A 20,374-nucleotide genomic window follows, 5' to 3' on the forward strand; every position below is an offset into this window, starting at 1 on the left:
GCGCGTCATCGCGGTCCTAGGATGCGCTCGTGACCAAACTCGCGATCATCTACTACTCGGCCACCGGTCATGGCAGCGCGATGGCGCAACGCGTGGCCACCGCGGCCGAGTCGGCGGGCGCCGAAGTCCGCCTGCGTCACGTCGCCGAAACCCGCGACCCCGAGTCGTTTGCCCAGAACCCGGCCTGGACTGCGAATTACCAAGCGACCAAGGATCTTCCGGCCGCGACCGGCGAGGACATCGTCTGGGCCGACGCGGTGATCTTCGGTTCGCCGACCCGCTTCGGCTCTCCCGCTGCGCAATTGCGCAATTTCCTGGACTCGCTGGGCGGGCTGTGGGCCGAGGGCAAACTCGCGGACAAGGTGTACGCGGCTTTCACGTCTTCCAACACCGTGCACGGCGGTCAGGAGACCACGCTGCTGTCGCTCTACATCACGCTGATGCATTTCGGCGGCATCATCGTCCCGCCTGGATACACCGACCCGCTGAAGTTCGTCGACGGCAATCCGTATGGGGTGAGCCTGGTCTCCACCCACGACAACATCAACAAATGCGACGAGGCCACCGAGAACGCCCTGGATCACCTGGCCCGGCGCGTGGTGGCAATCGCCGGTCGGCTCGCGTCGCCCAGCGTCACGCCAGAGTGACTGCGGTGACCGAGCGCCACTCTGGCGCGACGCTGGCGGCTACGCCGTCTCGGTGATGGGCCGGTCGACCCAGCTCATCAGGTCGCGCAGCTTCTTGCCGGTCACCTCGATGGGGTGCTCGGCGTTCTCCTTGCGCAGCTGCTCGAGTTGCTTGTTGCCGCCCTCGACGTTGGCGACCAGCTTCTTGGTGAAGGTGCCGTCCTGGATGTCGCGCAAGATCTCTCGCATCCGCTCCTTGGTGCCGGCGTCGATGACCCGTGGGCCCGACAGATACCCGCCGAACTCGGCGGTGTCGGACACCGAATAGTTCATCCGGGCGATGCCGCCCTCATACATCAGGTCGACGATCAGCTTCAGCTCGTGCAGCACCTCGAAGTACGCCATCTCCGGCGGGTAGCCGGCCTCCACCATGACGTCGAAACCGGTCTTCACCAATTCCTCTGTGCCGCCGCACAACACGGCCTGCTCACCGAACAGGTCGGTTTCGGTCTCGTCCTTGAAGGTGGTCTTGATGACGCCGGCCCGCGTGCCGCCGATGGCCTTGGCGTAGGACAGCGCCAGCGCCTCGCCGTTGCCGGTCGGGTCCTGGTCGACCGCGATCAGGCAGGGGACGCCCTTGCCATCGACGAACTGGCGGCGCACCAGGTGACCGGGCCCCTTCGGGGCCACCATCGCGACGGTGACGTCGGCGGGCGGCTTGATCAGACCGAAGTGGATGTTGAGGCCGTGCCCGAAGAACAGCGCGTCACCGGGCTTGAGGTTGGGCTCGATGTCGTTCTTGAAGATGTCCGCCTGCGCCGTGTCAGGCGCCAACAGCATGATGACGTCGGCCCACTTGGCCACCTCGGCGGGCGTGTCGACGTCCAGGCCCTGCTCCTCGACCTTGGCCCGCGACTTCGAACCCTCCTTGAGCCCGACGCGCACCTGCACACCGGAGTCGCGCAGGCTCAGCGAGTGCGCGTGCCCCTGGCTGCCGTAACCGATCACACCGACCTTGCGGCCCTGGATGATCGACAGGTCTGCGTCGTCGTCGTAGAACATTTCTAGTGCCACTGTTGAATATCTCCTTGTGTGTTACTTGGCCGTGGCGATGCCGCGCGGACCGCGGGACAACGACACCACTCCCGATTGGACTATCTCGCGGATGCCGAACGGTTCCAGCACCCGCAGCAGCGCCTCGATCTTGCCGCGATCACCGGTCGCCTCGATGGTCAGCGCCTCCGGCGATACGTCAATCACCTTGGCGCGGAACAGGTTCACCGCTTCGATCACCTGACTGCGGCTGCCCGCGTCGGCGCGGACCTTGATCAACGCCAATTCCCGTGACACCGCGGCCCCGTCGTCCAGCTCGACGATCTTGATGACGTTGATCAGCTTGTTCAGCTGCTTGGTGATCTGCTCGAGCGGGGTCTCCTCCGCGCTGACCACAATGGTCATGCGCGACATGTCCTTCTGCTCGGTGGCGCCGACGGCCAGCGACTCGATGTTGAAACCGCGCCGGGAGAACAGCGCCGCCACGCGGGCGAGCACACCGGGTTTGTCCTCCACCAACACCGACAGCGTGTGCGTGTGCATCAGGCGTGCCCTTCGCTCTCGTCGTCGAACAGCGGGCGAATGCCGCGGGCGGCCTGGATCTCGTCGTTGCTGGTGCCGGCGGCCACCATCGGCCACACCTGCGCGTCCGCGCCGACGATGAAGTCGATCACCACGGGACGGTCGGTGATCGCCCGAGCCGCATTGATCACGTCTTCGACGTCTTCCTCACGCTCGCAACGCAATCCGACACATCCCAACGCCTCCGCCAGCTTGACGAAGTCCGGGATGCGATGCGAATGCGTGGCCAGGTCCGTCTGCGAATACCGCTCCTCGTAGAACAGCGTCTGCCACTGGCGCACCATGCCCAGGTTGCCGTTGTTGATCAGCGCCACCTTGATCGGCACGCCCTCGATGGCGCAGGTCGCCAACTCCTGGTTGGTCATCTGGAAGCAGCCGTCGCCGTCGATGGCCCACACCTCGGCCTCCGGGCGAGCCATCTTGGCCCCCATGGCCGCCGGAATGGCGAACCCCATGGTGCCCAGCCCACCGGAGTTGATCCAGGTGCGCGGGTTCTCGTACGTGATGAACTGCGCCGCCCACATCTGGTGCTGGCCCACCCCGGCGACATACACCGCGTCCGGGCCGGCGATCTGACCCAGCTTCTCGATGACGTATTCCGGGCCCAGGCTGCCGTCGCTCTGCGGGTCGTAGCTCAGCGGGTAGGTGGACTGAACGCTGTCCAGATAGGCCCACCATTCCGTCATGTCGACGTTGCCGGGGATGTCGTAGTGCCGCAGCATCGCGATCAGGTCGGTGATGACCGCTTTGACGTCGCCGACGATCGGCACGTCGGCATGGCGGTTCTTGCCGATCTCGGCCGGGTCGATGTCGGCGTGGATGACCTTGGCCTCCGGCGCGAAGGTGTCGAGCTTGCCGGTCACCCGGTCGTCGAAGCGGGTGCCCAGGGCGATCAGCAGGTCGCTGCGCTGCAGCGCCGCCACCGCGGCGACCGTGCCGTGCATGCCGGGCATGCCCATGTGCTGTCGGTGGCTGTCGGGGAACGCCCCGCGCGCCATCAGGGTGGTGACCACCGGGATGCCGGTCAGCTCGGCCAGCTCGCGCAGCTGCTCGGTCGCCTCGCCGCGGATGACGCCACCGCCGACGTACAGCACGGGCTTGCGGGCGTCCGCGATCAGCTTGGCGGCCTCGCGGATCTGCCGGTTGTGTGGCTTGGTGTTCGGCTTGTAGCCGGGCAGGTCCATGCGCGGCGGCCAGCTGAACGTGCACTGCCCCTGCAGCACGTCTTTGGGGATGTCGACGAGCACCGCGCCAGGACGGCCCGAGGCGGCGATGTGGAAGGCCTCGGCCATCACCTGGGGGATCTCATCGCCCGAGCGGACCAGGAAGTTGTGCTTGGTGATCGGCATCGTGATGCCCGAGATGTCGGCTTCCTGGAAGGCATCGGTGCCGATCAGGGTGCGACCGACCTGGCCGGTAATCGCGACCACGGGCACCGAGTCCATTTGGGCGTCGGCCAGCGGCGTGACGAGATTGGTGGCGCCGGGGCCCGACGTGGCCATCATGACGCCGACCTTGCCGGTGGCGTGCGCGTAGCCGCTGGCGGCGTGGCCGGCGCCCTGCTCGTGGCGAACCAGCACGTGGCGCAGCTTTTTCGAGTCGAACAGCGGGTCGTAAACCGGCAATACGGCACCACCGGGAATCCCGAAGATGACCTCGACGCCGAGCTCCTCCAGCGACCGGATCACCGACTGGGCACCGGTAAGTTTCTCGGGCCCAACACGTTTCGGCTTTTTGGTGGGGGCGGCGGCAGGGGTTTCCGCCGCGTCGGAGGCGACGTCGGCGGCACGCTGTGGCTGTGTGGCGTGCTGCCTGGTGGGTGCGCTCACTGTCTTTGTTCCTTATTCACTCTGGGAGTTTCGCTGGGGGCAACAAAAAACCCCCGACAGCTCATCTGCTGCACGAGGGTTGCGCGTTGGTCTGGATAGCTTCAAATGCCGAAGAGGCTAGTCAGGCACCAACGCGCCGACTAATTACTACGAGCATCCCGGGCTGTCCGGCGGTATCCATAACGTCCGACGGTAGCCTTCGCACAGCTCAGCCGTCAAATCCGCTACGGTCCGCTCGCGCGGCGATCCGGTGTCCCGTGCCGGGTGAAATGATGGTCGGGTGGCTACCGGTTCGTCTTCCCACACGCCCGTGGTGATCAAGCTCTCCCCCATCGCGCACCTGGCCGTCGGGTTCTTGACCCTGGGGTTGCTGATACCGGTGATGCTGTGGCCGCTGTCCGTGCCGCTGCTGGTGATCCCCGTGCTGCTGTCGGCACTGATCGTCCGGCTACGCACCGTCGCCGACGACCGGGGCGTGACGGTCCGCACGCTGCTGGGCAGCCAGACGGTGCAGTGGGATGACATCGACGGGCTGCGCTTCCATCGGGGCTCCTGGGCACGCGCGCACCTCAAGAGCGGCGCGGATTTGCGGTTGCCCGCCGTGACGTTCGCGACCCTGCCCCAGCTGACCGAGGCCAGCTCCGGGCGCGTGCCCAACCCCTATCAGTGAGGGGTCAGGCGATCGGGTTGACCCCGTTGAGCAGCACCCACACCGCGATGCCGGCGGCGATGCCCACCAGCAGCGCGACGAACGACCCGATGAACGGGCGATGGGCCCAGCCCCGCCGCGCGTCGAGGCCGTAACGTCCGGGCCCGCACAGGATGACCGCGACGGCCAAGACGATCAGGGTGATCTGGTATTCGTGCCCGTCCGGCAGGAAGTACGTGAAGGTGTGCGGATGCGGGCGCGCCGTGATGGTGGCCAGCATGCCGTTGATCAGAAAGGCCAGCGCACCGGCCGCGGCCAGCGGGGTGAAGAGCCCCAGCACCAGCAGCACACCGGCGACGAGCTCGCCGCCCGCGCTGACGTAGGCGAGGATGTCGGCGTGCTGGTAGCCGACGTCGGACAGTGAGTTCTTGAACCCGCCGACTCCGGAGCCGCCCCACCAGCCGAACAGCTTCTGCAGACCGTGGGCGGCCAACACGACTCCGAGGCCGACCCTCAGTATCAGCAAACCCAGATGCTGGGTGCCGCGCCGACCGACGTCGTGCAGCCGGTCGTGGTGTTCGTCCGCGTCGATCTCGGTCGGTTCGGCGGCCGCGTGCCGGGCGGATTGCCCCTGGACGTAGGGCAGGGGTTCCTGCTGTTCGAGCAAGTTGTAACTCGTCGCCCTGGGGCCCACGCCGGCGTGGTCGCCCATGTAGGGGATGACGGTGGTGGTTCCAGTGGAGGGGTTGAAGTCGCCGGGGTAACCGACGGGCGTCAGATCATCTTCGGGGTCAACCACACGCGCCGTCGCGGGGCGTCCCGGGGTTGGCTCCGGGGATTCGCCGGGCCGCTGCCAATGTCCGTCATTCGGTTGACTGGTCACGCGTGACAGGGTAAGGGCATTTGGCGCTGAATTGGGGATTTGAGCGGCGCTTTCGCCAGGCAATCGATGGTTTTCCCGCCAAAGTGGCGCGGATTGGGCCGAAATTAGCCCGCTCGCGGCTCCAGCGGGCACCAAACCCCACATTTCGGCCCCCTGGGGCGGCCGTTGGCCGGCGCCAAAAGTGGTCGGATCGTGTGGCGCCGGGCGGGCAGCCCCAGGCATGTGGCGGCGGCGGGCGCACTATCCGTAGCCTGTCGGTCATGCGACTACGGCACTCGGTTCGGTGCGGGTTTGCCGCGCTTTGCGCGGTGGTGCTGGTCGCGAGCGGCTGCGCGCGGTTCAACGACGCCCAGTCGCAGCCTTTCACCACCAACCCGGAACTCAAGCCGCAACCCAGCTCGACGCCTCCCCCACCGCCGCCGCTGCCGCCGACGCCGTTCCCCAAGGCTTGCCCGGCTCCCGGCGTGATGCAGGGCTGCCTGGAGAGCACCAGCGGACTGATCATGGGGCCCGACAGCAAAACCGCGCTGGTCGCCGAGCGCACCACCGGCGCCGTCAAGGAGATCTCGGTCAGCGCCGAGCCGAAGGTGAAGATGGTCATCCCGGTCGACCCGTCCGGCGACGGCGGCTTGATGGACATCGTGCTGTCCCCGACCTATGCGCAAGACCGGCTGATGTACGCCTACATCAGCACGCCCACGGACAATCGGGTGATCCGGGTGGCCGATGGCGACATCCCCAAGGACATCCTCACCGGGATCCCCAAGGGGGCGACCGGCAATACCGGCGCGCTGATCTTTACCAGCCCCACCACGTTGGTGGTGCTGACGGGTGACGCCGGTAATCCGGCCGCCGCATCTGACCCGAAATCGCTGGCGGGCAAGGTCCTTCGCATCGAGCAGCCGACCACCATCGGTCAGGCGCCGCCCACGACGGCGCTGTCGGGCGTCGGCTCCGGTGGCGGCTTGTGCGTCGATCCGGTGGACGGCTCGTTGTACGTGGCCGACCGCACGCCGACGGCGGATCGGTTGCAGCGAATCACCAAGGCTTCCGAGGTCTCCACGGTGTGGACGTGGCCGGACAAACCCGGCGTGGCCGGCTGCGCGGCGATGGACGGGACCGTGCTGGTCAACCTGATCAACACCAAACTGACGGTGGCGGTGCGGCTGGCGCCGGCGACGGGTGCGGTCACCGGCGAACCCGACGTGGTGCGCAAGGACACCCATGCCCACGCGTGGGCGCTGCGGATGTCACCGGACGGAAACGTCTGGGGCGCAACGGTCAACAAGACCGCCGGGGATGCCGAGAAGCTCGACGACGTGGTGTTCCCGTTGTTCCCGCAGGGCGGCGGATTCCCCCGCAACAACGACGACAAGACCTAGCGGACGCTGCGAGAGCTCTCGTCAGCTCTGCCCGCAGGCGGCCAGCACCAGTTCGCGCACCCGGGCCGCGTCGGCCTGCCCCCGCGTGGCTTTCATCACCGCGCCGACGATCGCCCCCGCCGCCGCCACCTTGCCGCCGCGGATCTTTTCCGCCACATCGGGATTGGCTGCCAGCGCCTCGTCGACCGCGGCCTGGGTCACCGAATCGTCACGCACCAGCTCGAGGCCGCGGGATGTCATCACCTGCTCGGGTTCGCCCTCGCCGGCCAACACCCCCTCCACGACCTGGCGGGCCAGCTTGTTGGACAGCTTGCCCTCGTCGACGAGTGCGATCACCGCGGCGACCTGGGCTGGGGTGATCGCCAGTTCGTCGAGGCCGATGTTCGCTTCGTTGGCCTTCTGCACCAGGAAGTTTCCCCACCAGGCGCGCGCCTGCTCGCTGGCCGCGCCGTGCTTGACGGTCTCGATGACCAGTTCCACGGCGCCGGCGTTGACCAGATCGCGCATCACCTCGTCGGAAACGCCCCACTCCTGCTGAATCCTCTTGCGGCTCAGCCACGGGAGCTCCGGGATCGTCTGGCGTAGCCGCTCGACCAACTCGCGGCTGGGCGCGACCGGTTCCAGGTCGGGCTCGGGGAAGTAGCGGTAGTCCTGGGCCGTCTCCTTGGCGCGGCCCGGGCTGGTGTACCCCGCCTCGTGAAAGTGCCTCGTCTCCTGGATGATCCGGCCGCCGGATGCGAGGACGGCGGCCTGCCGTTGCATCTCGTAACGCACCGCCACCTCAACGCTTTTCAGCGAGTTGACGTTCTTGGTCTCGGTGCGCGTCCCGAACTCGGTCGTTCCGGTCGGCATCAGCGACACGTTGGAATCGCAACGCATCGAACCCTGGTCCATCCGAACATCGGATACGCCCAAGGCCCGCAACAGGTCTCGCAACGCCGTGACATAGGCACGGGCGATCTGCGGCGCCCGGGCACCGGTACCGACGATGGGCTTGGTCACGATCTCGATCAGCGGCACCCCGGCACGGTTGTAGTCGAGCAGCGACGTGGTGGCGCCGTGGATCCGGCCGGTCTCACTGCCCAGGTGGGTCAGCTTGCCGGTGTCTTCCTCCATGTGCGCGCGCTCGATCTCGACCCGCCAGGTGGTGCCGTCGTCCAACGGCGCTTCGAGGTAGCCGTTGATGGCGATCGGCTCGTCGTACTGGGAGATCTGGTAGTTCTTCGGCATGTCCGGGTAGAAGTAGTTCTTCCGCGCGAAGCGGCACCAGGGCACGATCTCGCAGTTCAGCGCCAGCCCGATCCGGATGGCCGATTCCACCGCCGTGCGGTTGAGTACCGGCAGCGATCCGGGCAGGCCGAGGCATACAGGACATACCTGGGTGTTGGGTTCGGCGCCGAAAGCGGTGGAGCAGCCGCAGAACATCTTGGTGACGGTCGACAGCTCGACGTGCACCTCGAGGCCGAGTACCGGGTCGAAGCGCGCGATGACGTCGTCGTAGTCCATGAGATCGGCGCTGGCAGCAACACTCATGCCGTCGATCGTAGTGGTGACCGCGAGCGCGGCGGAGCCGGGCGAAGCGGGTCACCACCATCAGGCGTAGTGGTGACCGCGAGCGCGGCGGAGCCGGGCGAAGCGGGTCACCACCATCAGGCGTAGTGGTGACCGCGAGCGCGGCGGAGCCGGGCGAAGACCGCGAGCGCGGCGGTGGGGGCACCTCCCGCTTGCGGGGGACCGGGCGAACTCAGGGCCAGTGCGGCGAGCGCGGCACCGGGAACCGATTGCGCTCCTCACCCCTGCCGGGGAACATGTCGGCCAGCACGGCCGCCATCTCCAGGTAACTGCGCCGGCTTTCCTTGCTCAGCCGATCCAGCTCGATCTGTTTGCCCTCGTGTATGTGGCGATCGAACGGCAGCACCACCGTCGCGGCGACGCGTGCGGACAATCGCTCGAGTTCCTTGGCGGCCAGCAGCTCTACCTTGGCCGGCTCGACGTGGTTGATCGCCAGTATCGTCGACCGCACCAGCGCTTGATATCCGTTGTTGCCCAACCAATCCAGCGTGGTCGCCGTCTTGCGTATCGCATCGATCGAAGTGCTGGTCACCACGACCAGCGCCCGCGCCTCGGGCAGGACCGCGTCCATCACACCGGAATTGAGGGCCTTGGCGCAGTCCACCAGCACCACCGAATAGTGATTTCGCAGCAGCGAAAACGCTTTCACCACATGGTGACGCTCGAGCCGCCAGTCGGTGTGCGCATAGTCGGGCAATCCGAGCACTTCCAGGCCGAAATTGTTCATGTAGGTGTGCGCCCGGACATCCGCATAATTCGTGATCGCCCCGTCGGCGAGCAGGTCGGCCATGTTCAGGGAGTTAGGACGGCCATGCCGCTCCACCAAATCCCCGGCGTCGATGTCGACGGCGATGATCCGGTCGTGGCGCACATCGACGAACGTGGACCCCAGCGCCTCCACCACCGAGGTCTTGCCGACGCCGCCTTTGAGGTTGAGGACGGCGATGGGAAATGCGCCGCCCACGACCGCGCGAATGCGGTTCCGCAGGTCCTCTTTGTACTGCGAGTCCTTGCCGGGGCCCAGATCAACGCCGGTCAGGCGATGGACCACCTTGCGCCAGTTGAACCGCGCGGAGCCCTCGTGTCCCCGCTGGTCGAGTCCGTCCAGCGCCGTCCCGCCCGGAAGTCGCGCCGGCCGCGGCGGCGCGGGGACGCGCGCGGGCGGGGGCGCCTGGAACGGCGGACGGCGGATGGACGGATCGGAGCGATGGGCCTGCGGCACCGTGGCCGCCGCCGGATCGCCGTCGACGCGCCGAGGTGGTTGCGGCGGATTGAGCGGCGGGGCCGGGGGCCCCGCCGACGCCGCGGGATGCTGAACGACTCCGCGAACCGAACCGCGGTTGCTCACATCCCCGGTATAACCCCTGAGGACCAGTCCGGAAACCACCAATTTGCGCCGACGGGTCCTAAGCTGGTCCATCGCCGGGCAAATTCAGGCCGGCGTCAGCTCGAAGCCACCCAACGTTCGCCGAACCGGCCGGGATCACCCGAAGAAGGCGGCGGCGTCGTCGTAGCGACTTTCCGGCACCAGTTTGAGCTGGCGGACCGCGTCGGCCAGCGCCACCCGGCCGATGTCCTGCCCCCGAAGCGACACCATCTGGCCGTATTCGCCCGCGTGCGCGGCGTCGGCGGCGTTGACGCCGAACCTGGTGGCCAATACCCGGTCGTAGGCCGTGGGCGTCCCGCCGCGCTGAACATGGCCCAACACGGTCACCCGGACGTCCTTATTGATCCGCTTCTCCACTTCGGCGCCCAGCTGGGCCGCGACGCCGGTGAACTTCTCGTGGCCGAACTCGTCAATTCCGCCTTCGCGCAACGAGATCGAGCCGGGGACGGGTTTGGCACCCTCGGCGACGACGCAGATGAAGTGCGCATCCCCGCGCTGGAAGCGGCGTTTGACCAGCCGGCACACCTCCTCGACGTCGAAGGGCTGTTCGGGAATCAGCGTCATGTGCGCGCCGGAAGCCAGCCCGGCGTTCAGCGCGATCCAGCCGGCGTGCCTGCCCATCACCTCCACCAGCATCACCCGCTGGTGGGATTCGGCGGTGCTGTGCAGGCGGTCGATGGCTTCGGTGGCCACCGTCAGCGCGGTGTCGTGGCCGAAAGTGACATCGGTGCAATCGATGTCGTTGTCGATGGTCTTCGGCACCCCGACGACGGGCACGTTCTCGTCGGACAGCCAGTGGGCGGCGGTCAGGGTGCCCTCGCCGCCGATCGGGATGAGGACGTCGATGCCGTTGTCGTCCAGCGTCTGCTTGATCTGGTCGAGCCCGGCCCGCAACTTGTCGGGATGCACCCGGGCGGTCCCCAGCATCGTGCCGCCCTTGGCCAACAGCCGGTCATTGCGATCGTCGTTCTGCAGTTGAATGCGCCGGTTTTCCAGCAACCCGCGCCACCCGTCCTGGAAGCCGACCACCGACGAGCCGTACCGGGCGTCGCAGGTGCGCACCACCGCCCGAATGACGGCATTCAGCCCCGGGCAGTCACCGCCCCCGGTGAGAACTCCGATCCGCATGCCCTCATCTTGCCCTGCCCGACACTCGCACGGCGACGAAAGGTCAGATGGCGGACGGCAGCGGGCCGCGGGCGGCCTCGTAGGCGGCGCCCACCCGGTACAGGCGGTCATCGGCCAGCGCCGGCGCCATGATCTGCAGCCCGACGGGCAGGCCGTCGTCGGGCGACAACCCCGACGGCACCGACATGCCGCAGTGCCCGGCCAGATTCAGCGGCAGCGTGCACAGGTCGAACAGGTACATCGCCAGCGGATCGTCGACCTTCTCGCCGAGCGCGAAGGCGGTGGTCGGGGTCGCGGGCGACACGACCACGTCGACGGACTCGTACGCCTTGTCGAGGTCGCGGGCGATCAGCGTGCGCACCTTCTGCGCCTGGTTGTAATAGGCGTCGTAGTAACCGGCCGACAGCGCGTAGGTGCCGATCATGATGCGCCGCTTGACTTCCGGTCCGAAACCGGCGGCCCGGGTCAGCGCCATCACTTCCTCGGCGCTGTGCGTCCCGTCGTCACCGACGCGCAGGCCGTAGCGCATCGCGTCGAAGCGGGCCAGGTTGCTCGACACCTCCGACGGCAAGATCAGGTAGTAGGCGGCCAGCGCGTATTCGAAGTGCGGGCAGTCGACTTCGCTCACCTCGGCGCCCAGTTCGGTCAGCTGACCGACGGCCGCCTCGAAGGAGGCCAGCACTCCCGGCTGGTAGCCGTCGCCGCGCAGCTGCTTCACGATCCCGACGCGCACGCCCTTGAGGTCACCGGCCGCACCCGCCTTGGCGCCCCCGACGACATCGGGCACCGCGGCGTCGACGGACGTGGAATCGCGGGGGTCGTGCCCGGCGATCACCTGGTGCAGCAGTGCGGTGTCCAGCACCGTGCGCGCGCACGGGCCGCCCTGATCCAACGAGGACGCGCACGCCACCAACCCGTAGCGCGACACCGTGCCGTAGGTGGGTTTGACGCCGACCGTCGCCGTCAGCGCCGCCGGTTGCCGAATCGAGCCGCCGGTGTCGGATCCGATGGCCAGCGGCGCCTGGAATGCGGCCAACGCCGCCGCGCTGCCTCCGCCGGACCCGCCGGGCACCCGGTCGAGGTTCCACGGGTTGCGGGTGGGCCCGTAGGCGGAGTTCTCCGTCGACGAGCCCATCGCGAATTCGTCCATGTTGGTCTTGCCGAGGATCGGGATGCCGGCGGCACGCAACCGCATGGTGACGGTGGCGTCGTAGGGGGACCGCCAGCCTTCGAGGATCTTGGAGCCGCAGGTGGTGGGCATGTCGACGGTGGTGAAGACGTCCTTGAGCGCCAGCGGCACCCCGGCCAGCGGCGACGGCAGGCGCTCCCCCGCGGCCACCGCCGCGTCGACCACGGCCGCCGCGGAAAGCGCCTCGTCGGCGGCCACGTGCAGGAAGGCGCGATACCGGTCGTCGGTCGCGGCGATCTGGTCCAGGCACGCCTGGGTGACCTCGACCGACGACAGTTCCTTGGCGGCGATCCGGGCGGCCAGGGTCGCGGCGTCGGCGCGGATGACGTCGTTCACTCGCTGTCTCCCAGGATCTGCGGCACGGCGAAGCGGCCATCGGCGGCCTCGGGCGCCTCGGCCAGCGCCTCCTGCTGGGTCAGGCAGGGGGTCGGCTCGTCCGGGCGGGTGACGTTGACGTCCTTGAGCGGATTGCCGGTCGCTTCGACGCCGGTGACGTCGACCGCCTGCACCTGGCTGACATGGGTCAGGATGGCGTCGAGCTGGCCGGCGAAGCTGTCGAGCTCGCTATCGGTCAGCGCCAACCGGGACAGCCGGGCCAGGTGCGCCACCTCGTCGCGGGAGATCTGAGACACGACAGGAAAGCCTAGCCGCGAGTGTGCGGGCGGGTTCAGGCCCGTTGGTTCTGCGCGAAAATGCAGTCCACGCATCGCTGTGTAACAGTGTTGGCCGTGCCGTCGTATCTGTTGCGCATCGAGTTGGTCGACCGCCCGGGCAGCCTCGGCTCGCTGGCCGTGGCGCTCGGTTCGGTGGGCGCCGACATCCTGTCGCTCGACGTGGTCGAGCGCAGCTCGGGCTATGCCATCGACGACCTGGTGATCGAGTTGCCGCTGGGGGCGATGCCGGACACGCTGATCACCGCCGCGGAGTCGCTTTCCGGCGTCCGGGTGGAGAGCGTGCGCCCGCACACCGGGTTGTTGGAAGCCCATCGCGAGCTCGAGCTGCTCGACCACGTCGCGGCCGCGGGCGACAAGGCGTCGCGGCTACAGGTGCTGGCCAACGAGGCGCCCAGGGTGCTGCGCGTCAGTTGGTGCACCGTGCTGCGCGGCACGGGCGATAAGCTGCAGCGCCTGGCCTTCAGCCCGGGCACACCGGAGACGCCGGCGGATTCCGCCCCGTGGCTGCCCATCGAACGGGCCGCGACGCTGGACAGCACGGGCGAGTGGGTGCCACAGTCGTGGCGCGACATGGACACCACGATGGTCGCCGCCCCGCTGGGCGATCCGCATACGGCCGTCGTGCTCGGCCGCCCGGGCCCGGAATTCCGGCCGTCGGAGGTGGCTCGCCTGGGCTATCTGGCCGGGATCGTCGCCACCATGCTGCGCTGAACGCCGGCTATGCGGGCACCGGGTCCAGCAGGCTGTTGTAGATGGCGATGATCTTCTCCGTTTGCACGGATTGACGGCCGCTGTCGCGGTGTTCATTGGCGACGCCGGACATTTCCCGCAATCGGTCGCGGTCCGAGGCGAGCGCACGAATCGCCGCCGCCAGTGCGGACGGGGACGGGTCAGCGGCGAGGATGCCCCCGCCTTCCGGAACGGTTTCGCTCAGCGCGGGGTCGCAGTAGATGACGGGCGACGACATGGCCACCGCTTCCAGGAGGACGAGCCCCTGGGTGTCGAAATCATAGGACGTGAACAGCAGCGCATCGCTCGATCCCATCGCGACCAGGCAGGCTTCGCGGTCGACCCGGCCGTGCAGGCGGATTCGGTCAGAGAGTCCGGCCGAGTGGATGAGTTTCCTCATCGACGCCTCGAGGTGACCCTGGCCGTAGATGTCGAGTGTGCAGTTGTTGACCTGGGCGACGGCCTCGATCGCTTCGAGAGCCCGCTTCTCCGACGATAGGCGCCCACACCACACGAGTCGGAGCGGCTCGTCGTCCGACAAGGCGCCGACCACGGCCGTCCGGGCCCGGTCGACGACGTCATCGTCAAAGCCGTTGGAAATCGCCGATATTGGACGGGTCACCCCGCGTTTGGCCAGCGACCGCGCGAAATGCCGCGTCGGTGTGATCTGGTGGTCCACGGCTTGTGCGTTCGCCACCATGAACCGCCACGCCAGTCGCGAAGCCGCACTTTCCTTTTCGGGGGTCAGGTGGAATTCCTGCGCGAGGTACCGCTTCTGCACCTGACTGACCAATATCGCCAGGAACAGCGGGGCCGGGGTGGCTTGCTCGAAATACGTGTCGTAGCGAGTGTGTTTGGTCTGAACCACCGGAATGCCGTGGCGGCGAGCGGCTTCCACCCCGGCTATCGCCACACCCAAGTCACCCTGGGTGTGCACGATATCGATGGGTCCCCGGCTGCCGAACGCCTCGTCGATGATCGCGCGATTCGCCTTGGAGGGCCACACCAGAACAAAGTCCTCATGCCTGCCCAATTTGCGCATGATCGGGTCGATGACGGGCACCGGCTTCAATTCGACGACGCAGGGGTCGGGATCGACCGCGCCGGGCATCGGTGCCGTGAAGACCGTGACCCGGTGCCCACACTGCTCGAGCGCACGACGCTGGGTGGCCACCGAAACCTGCGTCCCCCCCAGGCCGTCGGGGTGGAGATCGGTGAACAGTGCGACATGCATGGGAGAACCTCGCGAAGAGTTGAGTCGGGTGACGGTTGCCCATCGGATTTGGTCGGCAACCTACGATCGCCCCGCCCGCTCTGCCACGAGGGAGACCAAGCGGTCGTCGGACGCATCCTACTGACCGGCCCGGCGCCCCGCGCGGGGTGTGGCGGCGCGGCGGTTGCGACCGGGCTAAATCAGTGCGCCTGCGAGTTCGATCCCGCCAGCACCGCATGATCGTCGTCGTCCCACAGCAGCAGCTGCCGGACCGCCGGCCGCGAACCGTAAGGCCGCAGCATGGTGCTCGCCGGGCGCGGCCGCACCCGCTGCGGCCACCAGAACCACCGCCCGAGAATTTTTGCAACAGAGGGCGTCATGAACGAGCGCACGATCAGCGTGTCGAACAGCAAGCCGAGACCGATCGTCGTGCCGATCTGACCGAGAACCTGAAAACCGCTGAACACGAACGCACACATGGTCACGGCGAAGACGATGCCCGCCGAGGTGACCACCGACCCGGAGCCGGCCATCGCGCGGATGATGCCGGTGTTCAGGCCGGCATGAATTTCTTCCTTGAACCGCGAGATCAACAGCAGGTTGTAGTCGGATCCGACCGCCAGCAGCAGGATCACGGCAAGCGCGAGCACGACCCAATACAACTGGATGCCGAAGAGGTACTGCCACACCAGAACCGACAACCCGAACGAGGCGCCCAGCGACAGGGCGACGGTGCCCACGATGACGAGCGCGGCGATCAGACTGCGCGTGATGATCATCATGATCAACAGGATGAGACTCAGCGCGGCGAACGCCACGATCATCAGGTCGTACTTGGCGCCATCCTGGATGTCCTTGTACGTCGAGGCGGTCCCACCGAGATAGATCCCCGCGCCCGCCATCGGCGTGCCCTTCAGGGCCTCGCGCGCGGCCTTGGCCATCGGATCGATGTGCGAAATGCCCTCGGGCGTCGCGGGATCGCCTTCATGCGTGACGATCATGCGCGCGGCCTTACCGTCGGGTGACAGGAACAGTTTCAGCCCGCGCTTGAAATCGGGGTTGTTGAAAACGTCGGGCGGCAGGTAGAAGGTGTCGTCGTTCTTGGCGGCGTCGAAGGCCCGCCCCAACGCCGTCGCATTGTCGATCGCGGCCGCGGTCTGCGCGTAAATGCCGGACAGCGTCGCGTAATTGGCCAACGTCAGATCGCGGTTGGTCTGCTGGCTGTCGATCTGCGGAGGTATGAGCGCCACCAGTTTCGGCTGCAGCGCGTCGAGTTTGTCGAGCGAAGCCGTGAGGCCTTCGAACTTTTCGGTGAGTTGGTCAATGCCGTCGAGCGCGTCGAAGAGTGATCGGAAAGCAAAGCAGATCGGAATGTCGAAGCAATGCCTTTCCCAGTAGAAGTAACTCCGCACCGGCCGGAAGAAATCGTCGAAGTTGGCGATCTTGTCGCGCAGATCCTGAATTGTGCCGAGAGTGTCGTGAAAGCTTTGAGTTTCGTCGTGGGTGGTGTTGGCCAACTGCTGCTGCAGCTCGTACTGCTGCCTGAGGATGTTGATGGTTTTGTTCAGTTCATTGGCCTGCTTGAGCGCATCCTCGGCCCGATCTCGTTGATAGGTCAGGTTTTCCTGCTGCGCCGCGCTGGAATTGCTGACCACGAACGCGAGCGAGCTGTGGACCAGTGGGGTGCCCAACGGACGGGTGATGGTCTGCACCTGCGCGACGCCGGGAACGTGAAATACCGCCTTGGCCACCTTGTCCAGGACGAGCATGCTTTCCGGGTTACGCATGTCGTGGTCGGTCTCGACCATGAGCAATTCGGGCTCGAGCCGGGCCCGCGAGAAATGCTTCTCGGCGGCGGTGTAGCCCACATTGGCCGGCGCGCTGGCGGGCATGTAGGGACGAGTGTCGTAACTGGTCTTGTATCCGGGCAAGGCGATCAGACCGACCAGGGCCAGCGCGCAGGCCGCGGCGAGAACGGCACCGGGCCAGCGCACGATGGCGGTGCCGATCCGCCGCCAGCCGCGAGTTCTGACCGCGCGCTTGGGGTCGAAGATGCCCACCCTGGCGCCCAGGGTGAGGATCGCAGGCCCCAGGGTGAGCGCGGCGCACAGTGCGACGAGGATGCCCAGCGCGGCCGGAATACCCAAACTCTGGAAGTAGGGCAGCCGGGTGAAGCCCAGACAGGCGACCGCGCCGGCGACGGTCAGCCCCGATCCCAGCACGATATGGGTCGTGCCGTGATACATGGTGTAGAAAGCTCTTTCGCGGTCTTCACCGGTTCCGCGCGCTTCCTGGTAGCGGCCCACGAAAAATATCGCGTAGTCGGTGCCCGCGGCAATCACTAAGAGCGTCAACAGATTCGTCGCATACGTCGACAACCCGATGACGCCGGCGTTCCCGAGAAACGCGACCAGGCCCCGCGCGGCCGACATCTCGATCAGGACCGTGGCGAGCACCAGCAGCGTGGTGAGCACCGAACGGTAGACGAAAAACAGCATCAGGGCGATCACGCCGACGGTGATCATGGTGACCTTCGCGGTTCCCTTGCTGCCGACGTCGAACTGGTCGGAGATCAGTGGCGCCGCGCCGGTCACGTAGGCCTTGACGCCGGGCGGCGGCTTCATGCGCTCGACGATGTCGCGCAGCGCCCCGACGCCCTCGTTCGCCAACGCCGAGCCCTGATTGCCCGCGAGGTTCACCTGAACGTAAGCGGCCTTGCCGTCGCTGCTCTGCGACCCCGCCGCGGTCAGGGTGTCGCCCCAGTAGTCCTGGACATGCTCGACGTGCTTTTTGTCCTGCTCGAGCCGGCGGATCATCTCGTCGTAGAAACGGTGCGCGTCCGCGCCGAGCGGCTTGTCGCCTTCCAGCACGATCATGGCCGAGCTGTCGGTGTCGAACTCGTGAAACTTTTCACCGATGCGCTTGATGGCCTTGAGCGACGGGGCGTCGGGCGAGTTCAGCGCCACATTGTGCGTCTTGCCAACCTCTTCCAACTGCGGCACCGCGATGTTGGTGATCGCGGCCAGCGCCACCCAGAACAGCAGGATGGGCAATGCGAGCCGGCGGATGGTGCGCGGGACGCGGGCCCGCGACTGTTCGTGGTTGCTCATCGGGAATTCATCCAGACTTGTCGAGGCAGAAAGTGTAGGCGTCGGCTTTGTCAACGGTGCGTTGGTCTTTCACTTCCCCGTTGACGGTGATGCGGCAGCCAAGACTGTCTCCGTTGCCCTGCGCCACGACGTTGCCGATGACCGCGGGCTCCGTCGTGGTGATCGTGAACGACCACGGCAACGGGGCGTCCTTGACTTGCTGCGGCTGGGCGTTGACATCAAGGTAGTTGATGGTCGCGGTTGCGCCGGGCCTGCCAAAGACCTCGAGCACCACCTGCTTGGGGTTGAACGGGACGATCTCGTTGGCCAGACCGCTGTCGGCCGAGGTGCTGCTCTGGGAGCCGAAGATTCCGTGCAGGCGATAGATGGCGAAGCCTGCGAGCACGACGACCAGCACCGCAACCATCACCATCCACCCGCGCTTGACGAGGGCTGCCAACGAAATCCCCTTCACCCGTTCACCTTTCGATCATCGGGCGACACCGTCACCCCCGAACCGACGGCGGCAGCCGGCGGGCCGGGCGTGATCGACAGGTATGACAGTACGGTACGGGACCGTACTGTACAAGAGACGCGAGCGTACACATTCCGTCTCGGCGGATTAACCCGCCGTTACGCGGTGGTTCTGGTCAGACCCGGGATGAGGAACCCGTCGACGAGCGCTTGCACGGTGCGGCGGGTGGGTGGCCGGCCGGGGATGATGGACCGGAAGATGAGGTAGCCCGGCAGCAGGTCCCAGAGTTCGTCGGTGATGACTTCCTCGCTGATCTCACCGCGGTCGACGGCCTGATGCAGCACATGCTGAATCAGCGCCTTGCGCTGCTTGAGGAATTGCTCCTGCAAAGCGTCGTTGAGCGCCGGGTGCCGCGACACCTCGACCATCACCGCGCGAATGGTGCTGGCGTGCTCGGCGCCGTGCTGACCGCACGTCTCCCCCAGGCTCAACAGATCGCCTCGCAAAGTGCCGGTGTTCGGCGGAAGCGCGACCTGGCGGACGCCTTCGATGAAGGCGGCCAGGACCAATTCCGCCTTCGAAGGCCACCGCCGGTACACCGTGGCCTTGCTGGCGTGGGCGGCACCGGCCACGGCTTCGACGGTCAGTTGGTCATAGCCGTGTTCCTGCAGGAGCCGCAGGGTCACGGCCAGTATCTCGGCCTCGCGGGGTGACCACGGCGATGCCTGCGTGCACTCCTCGACCGTCTGCGTCATAGCGCCCACGATAGGACCGCTTCGGCGATGCGGGCCACTTTATGACCGGATGGTGTTGAGCGCCTGCTCGATGTCGGCGACCAAATCGTCGGTGTCCTCGATGCCCAGCGAGATGCGCGCGAACCCCTCGGGGACATGATCGCCCCAGCGTGCGCGGCGGTCCACCGAGGTGTGGAGGCCACCAAAGCTGGTGGACGCGATGAGCAGCTCGCTGTTGTCGATGAGGGTGTGGACCGCGGCGGCGTCGGCCAATTCGGCCGAGACCAGACCGCCGAACCGGCGCATCTGCGCCATGGCCACGCGATGCGCCGGGTCCTCGGCCAACCCCGGGTAGCGGACCGCACGGACCGCAGGGTGGCGGGCCAACATCGTCGCCACCGCCCGGGCGTTCTGGCATTGACGCTCGAAGCGCAGACCGGCACTTGCCAGGCTGCGCAACAGCAGCCAAGCCTCGAACCCGCCCAGAATCGCACCGGCGAGCAGTCGTTGGCGCTCCGCGCCTGCGAGCAACTCGGGATCGTTGGTGGCCACGTAGCCGGCCACCAGGTCGCTGTGACCGGACAACGCCTTGGTGGCGCTGGCCACCACCGCGTCCGCCCCCAGCGACAGCGGCTGCTGACCCAACGGGGTGGCGGCGGTGTTGTCGACGATCAAGCGTGCACCGCGGCCACGGCAGACGGTGGCCAACCGGTGCAGATCGATCACATCCAACGCCGGGTTGGTGGGAGTTTCGGCCAGCACCACGTCGGCGGCCGCGGCAGCGTCATACATCTGCGGGCTCGACGCCTCGATGACGGTCACACCCGCGGGCACCAGGTCTTCCCTGGCCAAGCGGCGCACTTGGTAGTAGCCGTCGGCGGGCACCACCAGAGCCGATCCCGGCGTCGCCAGCGCCCGCAGCACGGCGCCGATGGCCGCCATACCCGAGCCGAACACCAGCGCACCGGTCGCCCCTTCCAGCTCGGCGAGCGCCGACTCCGCTTGCCGCCAGGTGGGATTCGAGCTGCGGCCGTAGCTGTCCAACGCACCGGTTTCGTCGCCGGACAGGTGGTAGGCGGCGGCCAGCACCGCCTGCGGCGCCACCGGTTGCCCCGAGATCGCCTGTGGGCTGGCCGCTTTGAGGCTGCGGGTGGAATCGCCGTAGCGACCGCTCATCGGC

At 67.2% G+C, this 20,374-nt stretch carries 18 protein-coding genes; 4 read left to right on the forward strand and 14 right to left on the reverse strand.

Annotation, left to right across the window (positions count from 1 at the left end):
* Window positions 1-29: 29 nt before the first annotated feature.
* Complete coding sequence (wrbA, locus tag A5773_RS19575; protein WP_067792235.1) at window positions 30-647, forward strand: NAD(P)H:quinone oxidoreductase; 618 nt, start codon at window positions 30-32, stop codon at window positions 645-647.
* 39 nt (window positions 648-686) lie between these two features.
* Here wrbA and ilvC read toward each other — a convergent pair whose 3' ends face one another.
* The 3 genes from ilvC to A5773_RS19590 are packed head-to-tail and all read right to left on the reverse strand — an operon-like array spanning window position 687 to window position 4,090.
* Window positions 687-1,688: a ketol-acid reductoisomerase gene (ilvC, locus tag A5773_RS19580; protein WP_082939807.1), complete on the reverse strand. Its 1,002-nt coding sequence runs from the start codon at window positions 1,686-1,688 to the stop codon at window positions 687-689.
* A gap of 33 nt (window positions 1,689-1,721) precedes the next feature.
* Window positions 1,722-2,222, reverse strand: a complete 501-nt coding sequence (gene ilvN, locus A5773_RS19585; RefSeq protein WP_066952481.1) for an acetolactate synthase small subunit — start codon at window positions 2,220-2,222, stop codon at window positions 1,722-1,724.
* Complete coding sequence (locus A5773_RS19590) at window positions 2,222-4,090, reverse strand: acetolactate synthase large subunit (RefSeq protein WP_067266095.1); 1,869 nt, start codon at window positions 4,088-4,090, stop codon at window positions 2,222-2,224. The genes ilvN and A5773_RS19590 overlap by 1 nt, the downstream gene beginning before the upstream one ends.
* A 310-nt stretch (window positions 4,091-4,400) precedes the next feature.
* Between A5773_RS19590 and A5773_RS19595 the strand changes: the two genes are divergently transcribed.
* Window positions 4,401-4,760 (forward strand): PH domain-containing protein, encoded by a 360-nt coding sequence (locus A5773_RS19595; protein WP_197505523.1) that lies wholly within the window; start codon window positions 4,401-4,403, stop codon window positions 4,758-4,760.
* 4 nt (window positions 4,761-4,764) lie between these two features.
* Here the strand turns inward: A5773_RS19595 and A5773_RS19600 are convergent, their stop codons facing one another.
* Window positions 4,765-5,622, reverse strand: coding sequence for a DoxX family protein (locus A5773_RS19600; protein ID WP_066952475.1), 858 nt, complete (start codon window positions 5,620-5,622; stop codon window positions 4,765-4,767).
* A gap of 260 nt (window positions 5,623-5,882) precedes the next feature.
* Between A5773_RS19600 and A5773_RS19605 the strand changes: the two genes are divergently transcribed.
* A complete protein-coding gene (locus A5773_RS19605; RefSeq protein WP_066952473.1) occupies window positions 5,883-7,004 on the forward strand; it encodes a sorbosone dehydrogenase family protein in 1,122 nt (373 codons plus the stop codon).
* A 21-nt stretch (window positions 7,005-7,025) separates the two neighbouring features.
* Here A5773_RS19605 and gatB read toward each other — a convergent pair whose 3' ends face one another.
* The 5 genes from gatB to gatC form a co-directional block, all read right to left on the reverse strand.
* Window positions 7,026-8,537 (reverse strand): Asp-tRNA(Asn)/Glu-tRNA(Gln) amidotransferase subunit GatB, encoded by a 1,512-nt coding sequence (gatB, locus tag A5773_RS19610; protein ID WP_066952471.1) that lies wholly within the window; start codon window positions 8,535-8,537, stop codon window positions 7,026-7,028.
* 211 nt (window positions 8,538-8,748) lie between these two features.
* Window positions 8,749-9,924: a MinD/ParA family protein gene (locus A5773_RS19615; protein WP_232001901.1), complete on the reverse strand. Its 1,176-nt coding sequence runs from the start codon at window positions 9,922-9,924 to the stop codon at window positions 8,749-8,751.
* A 135-nt stretch (window positions 9,925-10,059) separates the two neighbouring features.
* Window positions 10,060-11,091 carry an ATP-dependent 6-phosphofructokinase gene (locus tag A5773_RS19620; RefSeq protein WP_066952469.1) on the reverse strand — a complete coding sequence of 344 codons (1,032 nt, stop codon included), beginning with the start codon at window positions 11,089-11,091 and terminating at the stop codon, window positions 10,060-10,062.
* 43 nt (window positions 11,092-11,134) lie between these two features.
* Window positions 11,135-12,616, reverse strand: a complete 1,482-nt coding sequence (gene gatA / locus A5773_RS19625; protein WP_067266087.1) for an Asp-tRNA(Asn)/Glu-tRNA(Gln) amidotransferase subunit GatA — start codon at window positions 12,614-12,616, stop codon at window positions 11,135-11,137.
* Window positions 12,613-12,912 (reverse strand): Asp-tRNA(Asn)/Glu-tRNA(Gln) amidotransferase subunit GatC, encoded by a 300-nt coding sequence (gatC, locus tag A5773_RS19630; protein ID WP_066952464.1) that lies wholly within the window; start codon window positions 12,910-12,912, stop codon window positions 12,613-12,615. Before gatC ends, gatA begins: the two co-directional genes overlap by 4 nt.
* Window positions 12,913-13,008: 96 nt before the next feature.
* Here gatC and A5773_RS19635 point away from each other — a divergent pair, with 96 nt between their 5' ends.
* On the forward strand, window positions 13,009-13,665 hold the full coding sequence (locus A5773_RS19635; RefSeq protein WP_156659460.1) for an amino acid-binding protein: 657 nt from the start codon (window positions 13,009-13,011) through the stop codon (window positions 13,663-13,665).
* A gap of 7 nt (window positions 13,666-13,672) precedes the next feature.
* On the opposite strand, the gene A5773_RS19640 is transcribed toward A5773_RS19635, so the two are convergent.
* The 5 genes from A5773_RS19640 to A5773_RS19660 form a co-directional block, all read right to left on the reverse strand.
* Complete coding sequence (locus A5773_RS19640) at window positions 13,673-14,917, reverse strand: glycosyltransferase (protein ID WP_067792239.1); 1,245 nt, start codon at window positions 14,915-14,917, stop codon at window positions 13,673-13,675.
* A gap of 179 nt (window positions 14,918-15,096) precedes the next feature.
* Window positions 15,097-18,006 carry an RND family transporter gene (locus A5773_RS19645; protein ID WP_066952457.1) on the reverse strand — a complete coding sequence of 970 codons (2,910 nt, stop codon included), beginning with the start codon at window positions 18,004-18,006 and terminating at the stop codon, window positions 15,097-15,099.
* Window positions 18,007-18,013: 7 nt separating this feature from the next.
* A complete protein-coding gene (locus tag A5773_RS19650) occupies window positions 18,014-18,460 on the reverse strand; it encodes an MmpS family transport accessory protein (protein WP_197505510.1) in 447 nt (148 codons plus the stop codon).
* 158 nt (window positions 18,461-18,618) lie between these two features.
* The gene (locus A5773_RS19655; protein WP_066952455.1) at window positions 18,619-19,215 is read right to left on the reverse strand and encodes a TetR/AcrR family transcriptional regulator; all 597 of its coding nucleotides are present in this window, start codon (window positions 19,213-19,215) and stop codon (window positions 18,619-18,621) included.
* A 39-nt stretch (window positions 19,216-19,254) separates the two neighbouring features.
* Complete coding sequence (locus A5773_RS19660; RefSeq protein WP_067266079.1) at window positions 19,255-20,370, reverse strand: cystathionine gamma-lyase; 1,116 nt, start codon at window positions 20,368-20,370, stop codon at window positions 19,255-19,257.
* Window positions 20,371-20,374: the final 4 nt, after the last annotated feature.

The sequence above is a fragment of the Mycobacterium sp. 852014-52450_SCH5900713 genome, from assembly GCF_001667075.1.
GTDB lineage: Bacteria > Actinomycetota > Actinomycetes > Mycobacteriales > Mycobacteriaceae > Mycobacterium.